Raw genomic sequence first — 14,036 nt, 5'->3', positions numbered from 1 at the left:
AAAGAGATAGTATACTGCTCAATAATATAAAGCATTAACTAAAAATCTTATAATCATAAAAAACTGCTCTAAAAAATATAAAGTAGGTTAAAAAACAGTATAGGGTGAAGTTTAAAAGAATATATGATAAAACAGAAACAAGTCAAATAGTATATTTTTTTATATATTTTTAGTTAACAATAAAGGTATATGAAAAGGTATAGCTTTTGGTTTAAGTGCATGTATATAATGTGATTGCTTATTTAATTGTCGCAAAATTCAGATTTTATTTATAATAATTAGGTTATTAAATCGGGTAACACAAAAAATATATAAGTATATTTATGCGCTAGAATTTTTTCAACACTGGTCATTTTTACAAATAATCGTTTCCATAAAGTAGAAATTGTAGTATAATGAAAAAAATGCTTATAAGATCATTATCAAAGACCTCTAGCAATACGTCATTAGTAGGGTCATTGATAAAGGATTTAGGCTAAATTCGGAATACAGTATTCAAAACTATAATAATTGTGGAAAGTTTGAGGTTAATTTATACCCATCTTAATCAACAGTCAACCAGAAGGAGATGTCTAATATGCTCGGTAAAGATATTGAACGAAAGCTTACTATATTTATCAGCTCAAAAATCGATGAACGGTATAAGCCTATACGCCATGCACTTAAAACCTTACTAATGGAAACGGGTCTTGTTGCTTCTGTATACGCTTTTGAGCAAGAAGCCAGCAGCCAAAATACTCAGGGTGCCTATCTAAGTGAAGTTTCTCGATCAGACCTTTGTATCTTTCTAATTGATAATGCCGATGGCGTGTCAGATGCAGTCTATAAGGAACATAAACAGGCAATCAACACTGGAATACACCGGCTGTACTTTTTCTGCGACGAACGAATTAAAGATGATATCCCATTGCATAGTGAACTCCGACAATCCGGTGAAACCATTTATCGAACAATACATGAATTCGCTGAAATTCCAAAGGTGGCTTACGAACGTGCCATACAAGATTTATTAGATTGGTATCGGAAAAGAGCTGGTAACTTGGATTCAGGCACAGACATCACATCGGATGTTCAACCTACAGCGGAAGCGCATATTTTACAAGCAGGTTCATTAATCACATTAAATAAAAATGTATTTGCACGGTACTCTTCAAAAAATATCTTAGTGAGAGTGTTGAATCCTTATGGAGAGAAGCTATTTCCGCATGAAAATGATTCGTCTACTTCATGCGACAATCTATGTGCTGATTTCTTACGTATGGTAATAGGGCGTAAGACTTTTAATATTGATATTTTTACACAGCTTAAGGATGCGGTATTATCTGAACCAGCAGTAATTAATGATATTGCGGATGTGCTCCGAATAAGATTTGATGCAATCGCCGAATTTTTTTCTGGAAATCTCAATGTCTGCCTAACAAAGATATGCGAAGCATATAAACTTATAAAAGGCAATGCAAGCGTACCAGAATGGCTGGTTAATGATATTGCGATTGATATGCGAAATATCAGCGATATGTTAGATCAAACAAAAAATCAAATGCAGTTTAGTTCAGAGGGACAAGAGATTTTAAATCAAAGTGCAGAAATGGTGTATTACCCTCTGCTGGATAGGTTCGCAGTAAACCAAAAATCAAAATTACTTAAAGAACATTTTGAAATGCTTACAGAATCCCCTTATACTAACCGCATGGGAATTATGAATGGTGCTTTCGATGATATTGCTTCATGTTTTAATATTGCAGTGCGATTTGGTTCATTAACTAATATTCGGATAACGTGTAATAGGTACGCCGAGGTTCTATTCACAAAGTATGTTGATTGCAAAGATGTAAGGCTTTTTCGTGAACTGGCAAGGATGTACATTCTTGAGCAAGACGAAAAATCATTAAGTAAAGTCGTCAAAGCGTATCGTAATAGCGTGGATGCCGTAACATTAGATGATATCGAAGTTATTATTGAAAGTATCGAGACCGTACCGTTTAAGCATAAACAATTTGAATCAGTCTGCTTGCTTCTTGAACATTTTGGGTATTACATGAGCGATGAACAGTATAAAAAGCAAGAGGATATTTTCTTTGCTCAATCCAATGCGTGGTGTGAGGATGCCGACTCGAGAATTGTTTCTACAGGGTATTTTATCCTTCGAACCGCATTTTCTATTATAGGACGTTCCGATAATATGCATCTACTGGAATTGGCTTTAACCTTTTTTATTAAATGCATCTGGAGATTCTGTGATGAGACTTTAAAGGTTCTTAAACACATTGATTATGCAAAATGCACGGAGGAAATTCAAACAAGGGTCATGGAACAGCTGGTTACCCTTTTGGCAATGGAAAACTTGGCAAACAATACCCAGCTTAATAACGCAATAATTGCATACCGAAAGATAGCAACTATAGATACATCTGCTTTGGATAGTGCTGTAAAAGAAAAAATTCCTGCTTTCTACAATGGCGTTTATGATCTTGAAATCGGATTAGATAACAACCCCCAGGTTCATTTAGACAAATATATCAATGAAGCGAGGCAGAGAATTACGCCAAATGAATCCGGTGTATATTATTCGTCATATACATATAATCCCTGTGATATTATCAGGAGTATTCTAAAAGCTGAGAGCATTTGGCTTGAAGCTGATGAAATTAGTGAAATGGTTACCCTGATTCAGGACACAATACTCAATGAAAATAATCAGAGTGATGCAAAGGAAGGTGCCATTTTACTCGCAATTTACCTTAGGAATACATATCCTGCTCACGGAGCATGGGAACAATTTTCTGAACTGATAACAGCGCACGAAGCAGAAATCACAAATGCTCGATTCGACTCTTTTTTTGGAGGAAGCGGTCCAAATGTAGTACGATATTGCTATCTTTTGCTCAAGATAAGCTTGGGTTGCACATCGTTCGAAGAAGTAGCTATAGGTTTTGCCACGATGTCCAGTTATTCAGAGCGTGATTTTATAAGAGCGCTAAGGTATCTCGGCAATTATTTGTCTGATGCAGATATTGATATGGTAGATAACGGCATATTAGGTATTATCCTAAACTTTGTATTGTCAGTTAGCGAGGATAAACATTCAGATGCCTTGTATTATGCTATTGTCGCACTTATAGAGCTTCTACACGCAAGAAGCTATGCAACTGCTGCTCTGATACGGTTATCATATTTAATGGTAAATGCGGATAGCAATATGAAGGTACTAATCTTGCGAAAGGTTTCAAAAATGGACTATATCAAGACCGATATAGGACAACATATTTTGCAAAATGGACGTACAAACAATCACTACTTCGTAAAAAAACTCGCCAATGAAATCACGGAGTCTATAGGTATATGAATGAAAAACTTTTTGAACTAATCAAACAGGTATATACAGAAAGTCGTGAAGGTGAAAGACTAAAGATTGTTGACTACTTAGAAAAATGTGGGTATAAGGTTAAAAAGCGGGGTTTGGCCGGAAAAGGTGTGAAGAAATATATATCCGGCGGTCAGTTAATTAAGCCTTTTGATTTAACTAACTGGAAATGGATTGAAATAACAAAAGATGGTAGAGAATTTTTAGTATCTTTGCAGCCTCCAGATAAAGACCCGAGCAGTGGGAATCATCATGTTCTAATGGATCGTATAGGAGTGTACTCCAACGGACATTGGATAATCACAGATATCGACTTGCCAATGGATGAAAAGTCTCTTAATGCTTTAGTGGAAATTATAAATGGTTGGAACTAAAATTGTGTCGAACCTTCAAGAGTGGAACGCACTATTGAAAGTTTTATTTGATGCAATTCGCTTGAACTGTAACGCAAGTGGTTACCAGGGGAATACGACATCTTTTTTACGCACTCAAGTCATTATCTGAAATAGCAATTGATATAAGAAATTAGGCGTACACAATTCGTACATATAATTTTTGAAGCCTGATTTTTTTGATGAAAATAAAGATATTAGAAACATGAAAGACAGTAAAATCAATGAAAGAAATTAATGAAAATTAAATAATCATTGAGTAGGAATAACATGAATAAACGCTACGACCTTGTAAAATTAAGGTGTGTAGCGTTATTTTTATGTGTGATTCTAGTTTGATTCTAATTATTTTACAATGATTTTTTGTTAGGTTTCATGAAGGCGCAAAGCACATAATACTTGTTAAAGGGTGCATATTATATTCTGCAGCAAAAATATATTTACAATCACGAATTAAAATAAACTTATAAAATAAAACAAAAAGTAGTGGTATTATTAAAACTTGTACGGTATAATAATGTACAAGTGATAAAATAATAATGTTAAATCATATAGGTGCAAATTATAGCACAAAGCGAGGAAAAATATGATCGAAAAAGGTTATGTTCCACCATATACAATAACAGATAAGATGGTAAATTTAATTTCTGCTATTACTGAAATAATAACCCAAATTACGATAAATGATAATATGAGCAACAACCCAAGACTTAGAAGGGATAATCGTATTCGAACAATTCATGCTTCTTTAGCAATTGAAAATAATTCCTTATCTTTGGATCAGGTAACCGATATTATAAATGGGAAAAGGATTCTGGGAGCACCAGATGAGATATGTGAGGTAAAGAATGCCTTTGAAGCATATAGCAAGCTTTTAGAAATGAATCCGTATTCAGTTAAGGATATGTTACTAACCCATAAAGTTCTAATGAATGAATTAACAAAAGAAGCAGGAACATTTCGAAGTGGTGGTGTAGGCGTATTTGCCGGAAAACAGTTAGTGCATATGGCACCTCCTGCAAATCAGGTTCCACAGCTGATAAAAGAATTAGTTGATTGGGCAAAGAAGGCAGAAGTTCATCCGCTTATAAAAAGCTGTGTGTTCCATTATGAATTTGAATTTATTCATCCATTTGTAGATGGCAATGGTAGAATGGGACGAATGTGGCAGACACTATTGCTATATAAATGGAAATCGCTGTTTGGCTGGCTTCCAATAGAAACATTAATCAGGGAAAGGCAAGAAGAATATTACAAAGTGCTAGGTGAATGTGACCATAGTGCTGATTCAGGAAAATTCATAGAGTTTCTGTTAAAAGCCATTTATGATGCATTATGTGAAATTGATGACATCGAACAAGTCATGGAACAAGTTACCGAACAAGTTGAAAGATTATTAGAGGTTATCGGTGATAAAGAATGTTCAACCAAGGAGCTTATGGAATTATTGGGATTAAAGCATAGACCAACATTTAGAGATAATTACTTGTTGCCAGCTTTGGAACTAGGTTATATTGAAATGACGATACCAGATAAGCCTAATAGCAGTAAGCAGAAGTATAAAAAGGTGAAGGATAAAGTAAAATAATAAATATACGATACTTTTATGGTAACCTAAAGAAAGGATTAGCAGATATGAAAGTAAAATTACAAGATGTACTCGAAGCAATGAGTTTTACCAATCCTGAAACGGAATATTATTACAGCACAGAAACAGAAGAAGTACTTATGATATTCGATGGTATGGTAAATGGTGATGATCCAGAGCTGATATAGAAATAGATTTAACAAATATATACGAATGATTTGTGACAAAGCATAAATAGAAATATGAAGGGGTACTACATGGATATTAATTTTAGAGAAATAGATAAATTTAATTATAACACTTGTGTGTCTTTAAAGGTAGGAGAGCATCAAACTAACTATGTTGCAAGTAATGCATTTTCATTGGTACAAGCTTTTTATGAAGATGAATTATATCCATTAGCAATATATAATGGTGATGAAATGGTAGGATTTTTATTATATGATTACGATGAAGAACTATCTGGATGGTCATTTTCAAGATTTATGATTGATATAAAGCATCAAGGCAAGGGATTTGGCTCAAAAGCGTTAGAAGAGTTTTTAAATTTTTTTAACAATAAATTTCCAGATGAAAGTTTATATACAAGCGTAGAAATAGATAATCAAGTAGCTATTAAGTTGTATGAAAAATATGGATTTAATAAAAAGTATTCGTTTGAATATAAATTTGGGGATACTATCTACAAGGAATTTAGAATGTTGAAAGAATTGTGGTAGTAAATGGGAAATTCAATTGACGGCAGATAATTTTTGAAGGAGGCGGACAGAGAATAAAATGAAGAACAGAACATATATCGCAATCGATTTAAAATCCTTTTATGCTTCGGTTGAGTGTATGGAACGAGAGCTTAATCCTTTGACCACAAACCTGGTTGTAGCTGATGCAAGCCGCACTGAAAAAACCATCTGTCTTGCTGTCTCTCCCTCTCTCAAAGCGTACGGCATTCCAGGCAGGGCGAGGCTGTTTGAAGTGGTGCAGAAGGTCAAGGAAGTTAATTCAGAACGTCGGCGCAAAGCACCAGGGAGAACTTTTACAGGAGCATCCTTCAACGATGCTGAATTGAAATCCTCACCTGATATGGCGTTGGACTACATTGCTGCTACGCCGAGGATGGCCCTTTATATAGAGTACAGCACGCAAATTTACAATATTTACTTGAAATACATTGCCCCCGAAGATATCCATGTATACTCTATCGACGAAGTATTCATTGATGCCACTGATTATTTGAACACATACAATCTTTCTGCCCATGAGCTTGCCACAAAAATAATTCTTGATGTTCTTGAAACGACGGGTATTACAGCAACAGCAGGAATTGGAACAAACTTGTATCTTTGCAAGGTTGCTATGGATATTAGAGCAAAACACATTCCAGCCAATGAAAAAGGCGTGAAGATTGCTGAATTGGACGAAATGAGCTACCGTCGCTTGCTGTGGTCACACCAGCCTTTAACAGATTTTTGGCGCGTAGGCAGGGGGTATGCAAAGAAGTTGGAAGAACAAGGGCTCTTTACCATGGGAGATATTGCAAGATGTTCTCTTGGGAAGCCAAATGATTATTACAACGAGGATTTACTGTATAAGCTGTTTGGCATCAACGCTGAGCTGCTTATTGACCATGCATGGGGTTGGGAACCATGCACCATTGCACATATTAAGGCATATAAGCCAAGCACAAACAGTATTGGATCAGGGCAGGTGCTGCACTCTGCCTATACATTTGATAAAGCGAAGTTGATTGTGAGAGAAATGACTGATTTACTTGTACTTGATTTAGTAGATAAGAAGCTTGTGACCGATCAGCTTGTTTTGACTGTTGGATATGACATTGAAAATCTATCAAACCCTGTGAAAGAGAAATCATATAAGGGGACGATTACAACCGACTACTACGGACGTGTTGTTCCGAAATCTGCCCATGGTTCGGCAAATCTTGGCAGGCAGACCTCCTCTTCAAAGCTAATTTTGGATGCCGTCACAGAGCTGTTTGAGCGCATCGTTGATAAAAACCTTTTAATCAGGAGAGTCAACATTACTGCAAATCATGTTGTTGACGAGGCAGCTGTTCAAAAGACAGATAACAATGAACAGCTTGATCTTTTTACAGACTATGAGGCTGAACAGGCGAATAAAGCATATGAAGAAGCCGAGCTTGCTCGTGAAAAAAAGATGCAGAAAGCAATACTACAAATAAAAAAGAAATATGGAAAAAATGCCATCCTAAAGTGTATGAATCTGGAGGAAGGCGCAACCACAGTGGAAAGAAATGAGCAAATTGGAGGTCATAAGGCATGAAAAAATCATATGACGACATCATGAATCTACCGCACCATGTCTCAGCAACACGCCCTCATATGTCGGCTATTGACCGGGCAGCTCAGTTTTCTCCTTTTGCCGCACTGACCGGATATGGTGACGCCATCAAAGAAACCGCAAGATTGACTGGGGAGAGAGTGGAATTGGACGAATACATGAAGGACGTTTTGAGCATCAGGCTTCAAATCATAGCAGATCAGCTTAAAGAGCATCCAAAAATAGCAATTACCTACTTTCAGCCAGATGAAAAGAAGAACGGCGGCGCCTATGTTACTGTTAGCGGCAGGGCTAAAAAGATAGATGAATATGAACGGGTTGTTGTTATGACCGATGGCACAAGGGTCTCCATTGATGAAATAGCCAGCATTGATGGGCAGATATTTGAAACCATGTGAGGATATCGGGTTAGCATGAATTTTGGATAGATGGTTATGATTACTGAATTTTTCGGTAATCAGAGCCATCTATTTTATTATTTTTAAGTAGGCATTATCGATGGAAAGTTTAAATGGAAATCTGGATTGTCAACAATAAACTAAACCACTTTTTATTTGTATTTTAGAGTTGACAAATATATCGTGTGACGATATAATATATTTACGATATAACGACAGACGATATAACGGGTGACGAGAGGATGTATAAGAACATGAATGAAAATCTAGCGTTGACTGAAACAACTTATTATATATTGTTATCGCTGTATAAACCGCAACATGGATACGGAATAATGCAGCAGGCAGAGGAATTATCAAAAGGACGAATCAGACTAGCCGCAGGAACATTATATGGTGCGCTAAATACCATGTGTGAAAAAGGATGGATAACTCTTCTTCCGGTCGAAGAAGGAAGCAGAAAGAAAGAATATAAGATAACGGGACGCGGAGTGTCGATTTTAAAGAGTGAGATTGAACGTCTGAGAGAACTTGTTTATAATGGAGATTTAATTCTTGGGGGGGAAAAGTGATGAAAGAAAAGAAGACTATCCATAAATGGATTTGGGCATGGGATTTTGAAAAAGAAGAGCAATGGCTTAACGAAATGGCGATGAACGGTTGGGTTCTTTGCGAAGTGAGCTTTTGCAGATTTACATTTGAAAAGTGTGAACCCGGTGAGTACATTATTCGCCTGGAAATGCATGGAGTAGATGATGCATACATTAATTTTATGAAAGAAACAGGTGCTGTATACATTGGTCGCGTAGTGCAGTGGGTTTACTTTTGCAAAAAAACTGAAGATGGTTCGTTCGATATTTTTTCAGACATAGATTCACGAATTACCCATCTGAATAGAATTGGAAGAACAATTGAAATAGCTGGGATTGCAAACCTGATTATTGGAGTCATAAATACATTTAATCCGACACATGCAGGTTCTATCAATTTATTGTGTGCAACATTGCTTATGTATGGTCTTGGCAGAATTCATGGCAAAAAGGAAGCTATGATAAAAGATAGACAACTCTATGAATGATGAAACCATAGGATGCCATAGGGGACGGTTCCTAGTGTATATCCAGCAAGGCAAATTGCTAAAAAAGAATTTTGTTGAGTGTGAACGTACAGTGAGAACTATCCCCGTTGGCTCGTATGAAAAAAAGTATAAGTGAGGAAAATATATGAGATATACGTGGGTTGATGAATTTTTAGTAAGTAAAAAAGGTGTTACTAAGGATCTTCAAAAGGATTGGAATTGGATTCGTTATCAGATTGGCGGGAAGATGTTTGCTGCTGTTTGTTTGGACGAAAATAATGAACCTTATTATATTACTTTAAAATTGGAACCAGCAGAAGGAGACTTTTTAAGAAGTCAATTTAAGGACATAATTCCGGGATATTATATGAATAAAGTACACTGGAATTCCATTAAGCCAGATGGAGAAGTACCAGATGATTTGCTAAAGGATCTTTTGGATAAATCCTATCAATTAGTGTTTTTAGGTTTTAGTAAGAAAAAACAGATGGAAATAATGTGTAGTGATAAAGTAAATTAGGGTAAAATATCCTGCGATTATTCACGCAGGATATTTTTTGAACTATTCGAATAAAAAGCTTGTCATAGACATGGAGCCCATAATACCTTCGTCATTAAAGACGCTTAGTTTTTCATTTCCGTCTAATGCTCCTAATACATATAAAAGCGGAGCAAAATGGTCGGAAATGGGTACAGCATAATCTGCAGATTTACCTATCTTTCTATAATCAACCACATTATCATAATTTTTGTCTTTAATATTTTTTATAATATAATTATCAAATTCCTCAGCCCAATCATATCCTCCATCCATTTGCCAGTTAATTCTACTTAGGTTATGTGTAACATTTCCACTTCCAAATATCAGGACACCTTCTTGTCTGAGTCTGGCTAATTGTTGACCAATATTATAATGCTCTTGCATGGAAGCGTTACGGTCGACACTAAGCTGAATCAACGGAATATCTGCTTTTGGGTATATTCTGTGTAATACTGACCATGTTCCGTGGTCATAGCCCCATGAATTATCTATTTCCACTGGACGAGATAATATTTTAATAATGTTGTTAGAAAGTTCAGGAGAGCCTTTGGCAGCGTATATAATTTTATAAAGAGCATCCGGAAAACCATACATATCGTATATTGTCTCTGGATATTCCTCATCCATAATTTTAGTCCCATTTGTATACCAGTGAGCTGAAACAGATAATATTGCTTTAGGGTTGTGTAATCTTTCTGTAAGCGACTGCCATTCACGAACAAATTTGTTATCTTCAATTGCATTCATGGGCGAACCATGACCAATAAATAATACAGGCATATTTTTCATACTTTATCTACCTTCCAATACATTTGATAAATAAATAATACCCATAAAATACTTATTGAAAACATTTTTTAATGTACTAATTGTATTGCAAAATGTAATATATTCTTTTATATATTTATTTTTAGCAAGCTTTGTGTACGAATATTTAAAAAGGTGTTATCCTTTCAACTATCAATAAATTCTGAGGAATGTCGCCAGAATTTTATCGCATTATTCAACAATTTCAAAAATGGTGCCTTTATTATAATCGGTTACATTTGAAGAACCATAGACGCCTAAATATAGTCTTGATTGATTGAGATTAGTACCCAGGCTGACATAAAATGATGATTGATTGCCAAAATTATAATCTGGTTCAATAATACCGTAATCATTTTCTTTGCAATCTGGCCTTACTTTAGTGTAGGCTAAGACTCCTCTTTCTGGTGGCGGAGATTCTTCTGATGAGAAATCAGTAAAAATAACGCATCCTGATAAATCGGGAATTTCACTTCCCATATATGGTTGAACACCTGTTAGCGCTGAGCCGCTAAATTTATCAGGCCGTGAATCTATGTGATAATAACAAGTCAGAGGATGTATACGACCAGCTGAAGTGCTTATTGCTTCATTGAAATAAGCAATAGTTTCCTGAGCTAAAGAAGAGTTTGCTGAACAACCTCGTATAATGGTAGTCGGCAAATTACCCTCCCAGCCCCTCCAGCCTAGGTTTACGAGAGCTTCCTGATTAAACTCACGATTTTGTGATGAAGCTTGAATTATTTCAGTGACCGGTATTGGAGTATAATAAACAAATGAAAAAATTGATTCTACCAAGTCCTGACCAACATTTCCCACATATTTGATGTATTGATTGTAATATCTTTGAAATGAAATGCCGGGAATATTTCGAACACCTTTGGCAATTACAGAAAGAGCTCTATAAATAGATTCAGGAAGTTCATCAAATCGCGTTACTTCTGGGATATCCACAAAAGTACTCATAGCTACATCGATTTCAATTACTTTGCCTGCAACTTCCATTATATCCTGACTTAAATTAAACGGATCATAACCAGAACCTCCATCTCCGGTTGTCAATATTAGTTTTTTTGTTTCCGGCGAAAAGTTTAAGCTGTTGACACCATTATGATTCATAAAAGGTCTTCTTAAGTTAAGCAACGAACGTCTTCTATGAGTTTGACCGTTTGGCAGTAAAATCCATTCCTCAACTGTATCAATATGATCATAGTTTGTTTCTCTGTTATTCCATTTTTGGTTTAGGGTATTGGGGTTACATGGGTTTGGCAGGAAAGAACCAGGCAGAGCTCCAAGACCTTGGCTTCCGGCTATTGTATAATGGAGATAAAAAAGGCCATTGTTATAAAAATCAGGATGGAACGCTAAGCCCAAGAGCCCTCTTTCATCATACCCACCATTAGCACCCAGCTCTATTATTCTCTGGCGAATATCTAAAAATAACCTTATATTTTCATTTCTTACATAAAAAATTTCACCCACCTGTGTTGCAATAAACAAACTTTCCATTGAGTCTCCCGGAAGAATGGCTGTTTTAATGACGGTTGGCAAGTTTATGTTATTCACTATGGGGCGCAGTCTAACATTTACTTTTTTCAATGATTACACTCCTTTTTGCTTTTTTATTAGTATATGTTTGGAATCATTCGATGTACTATAAAAAAACAAGACAGGAGACCTTTATGAGACATAGGAGACGGCTCTCGGTGGCAATTCGGCAAGACAAATGGTTTATTAAAAATATTTGCAGAGTGTGAATTGGTCAGGAAAATCGTCCACAGTTCATAATAATCACGTGCCCATTGCTTATACATTGACTAGTCCTTGTTTTGGGATTCTATTAATATTTCCTCAGTTACTAATTTACTTGAGTTTAAAACTAAGGATACTCCAGGTCCAGGATGCAATGAGTTACCTACAAAGAATAAGTTATTAGCTTTATCTGATTTAAAATGTGGTCTAAAATAATTTGTTTGAGTCAATGTAGTGCTAAGTCCAAAGGCCGTGCCTCCATAAGCATTAAATCTACGCTCCATATCAAGAGGAGTAAGATGATTTTTATATACAATATTCTCTTCTATATCCTCTAACCCTTTTATTTTCTTCAATTCCATAATTATTTTATTTGATAATTTATTAATTGTAACATCATCCCAGGTTATTTTATTGAAAAACAGATTAGGTACTCTCAGCATAATGTTTAAACATTCGCCTTCATTTTTGGCCATACTGTCATCAATTCTACTGGGACAGTAAATATAAAGAGTAGGGCTTTCAGGTAAATTACCTTCAAAGGCTGATTCTATATTATTTTTGAAATTTTCACCCAAGTATATATTATGAACTGTTAATTGAGGGTATTTTTTTCTGAGTCCTAAATAAATTATAAAAGTAGAACAAGAGTATTTTAACTCAGAGAGTTTGTTATCGGTATAATCGTTCTTGTAATGTTCGTCCTTAATTAGATTTTTCATAGCATACGGAAAATCTGCATTGCATACGATGATATCTGCTTTTTCTATAGCTTGGGATGTTCTTATTCCAATGGCTCTATCATTTAAAAATATTATTTCTTCAACGGTTGCTCCTGTATTTATGATGCCTCCAAATTCAACAATTAATTGAGAAATAGCATTAACAAATGAATACATTCCGCCCTTTAAGTGCCACAATCCATATAATTGAGATACTACGGGTATAAGTGTGTAGATATTAGGACCTTCATAAGGAGATATACCTACATACATAGATTGAAAGGCAAGGTATTCCCGAATATTTTCATTTTTAATATAATCTGAGATGAAATCATAAGAGGTTGAAAGTGTATGTATTTTAAATGCTTTAGATAGAGTTGTTAAATTAAAGAAATCCTTTGGAGTATCTTGTGATTTTTCCAGAAAATATTTATTTGCGATTAAATATTTTTCATAAACATCAGATATAAATTTAAAATAACCTAGAGAGTCATCCTTTGATATGGCTTCTAGATTTTTAGTTAGTTTAGAGATACTTGTATTGAAGTCTATAAAATGCCCACCACCCGAAAAAACTCTGTAAATAGGATCAATTTCTATAAACTCAAGATAATCTTCATAATTTTTATTAACATATGAAAAAAGCTCCTTATAAACATCAGGCATCATTAAGATTGAAGCTGTTAAATCAAAAGTGAAGTTTTCTGTTTCTATAATATTGACTCTTCCACCAATTGAATTTTCTTTTTCATAAATCTCTACCTCATATCCATTATGTAAAAGTCTTAAAGCTGAAGACAGGCCACCAATTCCGGCACCTATAATAATTGCTTTTTTACTCATAAAAATCTCCTTAAACTATACTATCTATCTTCTTAGTATTTGCAAAAATTACAATATTAACATCTTCTTTATTAAGAAATAAACTATTAGAACTTTAATTAAAGGACAATTAGGAGAAAATTACTCTAAAAATATCAGGGCATTCAGAAATAAGTTGTAATTTTGGAAATTTATTCATATAATTAATGAAGCAAGTTGTTGCTCAGACGGTACAAACACTTTTCGCTTTATA

Annotated in this window: 13 protein-coding genes; 10 read left to right on the top strand and 3 right to left on the bottom strand. The window is 35.0% G+C overall.

Annotated features, from left to right (window positions below; all coding sequences use genetic code 11):
* The first annotated feature begins 577 nt into the window (after window positions 1-577).
* From BN358_RS18280 to BN358_RS18240, 10 genes are all read left to right on the top strand, one after another.
* Complete coding sequence (locus BN358_RS18280; RefSeq protein WP_019229966.1) at window positions 578-3,346, top strand: hypothetical protein; 2,769 nt, start codon at window positions 578-580, stop codon at window positions 3,344-3,346.
* On the top strand, window positions 3,343-3,738 hold the full coding sequence (locus tag BN358_RS18275; RefSeq protein ID WP_019229965.1) for a hypothetical protein: 396 nt from the start codon (window positions 3,343-3,345) through the stop codon (window positions 3,736-3,738). The genes BN358_RS18280 and BN358_RS18275 overlap by 4 nt, the downstream gene beginning before the upstream one ends.
* Window positions 3,739-4,342: 604 nt before the next feature.
* Window positions 4,343-5,344 carry a Fic family protein gene (locus BN358_RS18270; protein ID WP_019229964.1) on the top strand — a complete coding sequence of 334 codons (1,002 nt, stop codon included), beginning with the start codon at window positions 4,343-4,345 and terminating at the stop codon, window positions 5,342-5,344.
* 47 nt (window positions 5,345-5,391) lie between these two features.
* Window positions 5,392-5,532 carry a hypothetical protein gene (locus tag BN358_RS25745; protein ID WP_019229963.1) on the top strand — a complete coding sequence of 47 codons (141 nt, stop codon included), beginning with the start codon at window positions 5,392-5,394 and terminating at the stop codon, window positions 5,530-5,532.
* Window positions 5,533-5,601: 69 nt separating this feature from the next.
* Entirely contained in the window at window positions 5,602-6,063 is a 462-nt protein-coding gene (locus BN358_RS18265; RefSeq protein WP_019229962.1) for a GNAT family N-acetyltransferase, read from the top strand.
* A 58-nt stretch (window positions 6,064-6,121) separates the two neighbouring features.
* Window positions 6,122-7,645 carry a DNA methylase gene (locus BN358_RS18260; RefSeq protein ID WP_019229961.1) on the top strand — a complete coding sequence of 508 codons (1,524 nt, stop codon included), beginning with the start codon at window positions 6,122-6,124 and terminating at the stop codon, window positions 7,643-7,645.
* A complete protein-coding gene (locus BN358_RS18255; protein WP_019229960.1) occupies window positions 7,642-8,061 on the top strand; it encodes a UV-damage repair protein in 420 nt (139 codons plus the stop codon). Before BN358_RS18260 ends, BN358_RS18255 begins: the two co-directional genes overlap by 4 nt.
* A gap of 242 nt (window positions 8,062-8,303) precedes the next feature.
* Window positions 8,304-8,633 (top strand): PadR family transcriptional regulator, encoded by a 330-nt coding sequence (locus tag BN358_RS18250; RefSeq protein WP_019229959.1) that lies wholly within the window; start codon window positions 8,304-8,306, stop codon window positions 8,631-8,633.
* The gene (locus tag BN358_RS18245) at window positions 8,633-9,139 is read left to right on the top strand and encodes a DUF2812 domain-containing protein (RefSeq protein WP_019229958.1); all 507 of its coding nucleotides are present in this window, start codon (window positions 8,633-8,635) and stop codon (window positions 9,137-9,139) included. The genes BN358_RS18250 and BN358_RS18245 overlap by 1 nt, the downstream gene beginning before the upstream one ends.
* A 145-nt stretch (window positions 9,140-9,284) precedes the next feature.
* Window positions 9,285-9,659, top strand: a complete 375-nt coding sequence (locus tag BN358_RS18240) for an MmcQ/YjbR family DNA-binding protein (protein ID WP_019229957.1) — start codon at window positions 9,285-9,287, stop codon at window positions 9,657-9,659.
* Window positions 9,660-9,701: 42 nt separating this feature from the next.
* Here BN358_RS18240 and ygiD read toward each other — a convergent pair whose 3' ends face one another.
* The 3 genes from ygiD to BN358_RS18225 all read right to left on the bottom strand — a co-directional run bounded on the left by ygiD (window position 9,702) and on the right by BN358_RS18225 (window position 13,804).
* Entirely contained in the window at window positions 9,702-10,469 is a 768-nt protein-coding gene (gene ygiD / locus BN358_RS18235) for a 4,5-DOPA dioxygenase extradiol (RefSeq protein ID WP_019229956.1), read from the bottom strand.
* A 210-nt stretch (window positions 10,470-10,679) separates the two neighbouring features.
* Entirely contained in the window at window positions 10,680-12,086 is a 1,407-nt protein-coding gene (locus BN358_RS18230) for a sorbosone dehydrogenase family protein (RefSeq protein ID WP_019229955.1), read from the bottom strand.
* A gap of 218 nt (window positions 12,087-12,304) precedes the next feature.
* Window positions 12,305-13,804 carry an NAD(P)/FAD-dependent oxidoreductase gene (locus tag BN358_RS18225; RefSeq protein WP_019229954.1) on the bottom strand — a complete coding sequence of 500 codons (1,500 nt, stop codon included), beginning with the start codon at window positions 13,802-13,804 and terminating at the stop codon, window positions 12,305-12,307.
* Between the last annotated feature and the right edge of the window lie 232 nt (window positions 13,805-14,036).

The sequence above is a fragment of the Sedimentibacter sp. B4 genome, from assembly GCF_000309315.1.
GTDB lineage: Bacteria > Bacillota > Clostridia > Tissierellales > Sedimentibacteraceae > Sedimentibacter > Sedimentibacter saalensis.
This window is presented reverse-complemented; position numbering and strand designations above follow the sequence as displayed.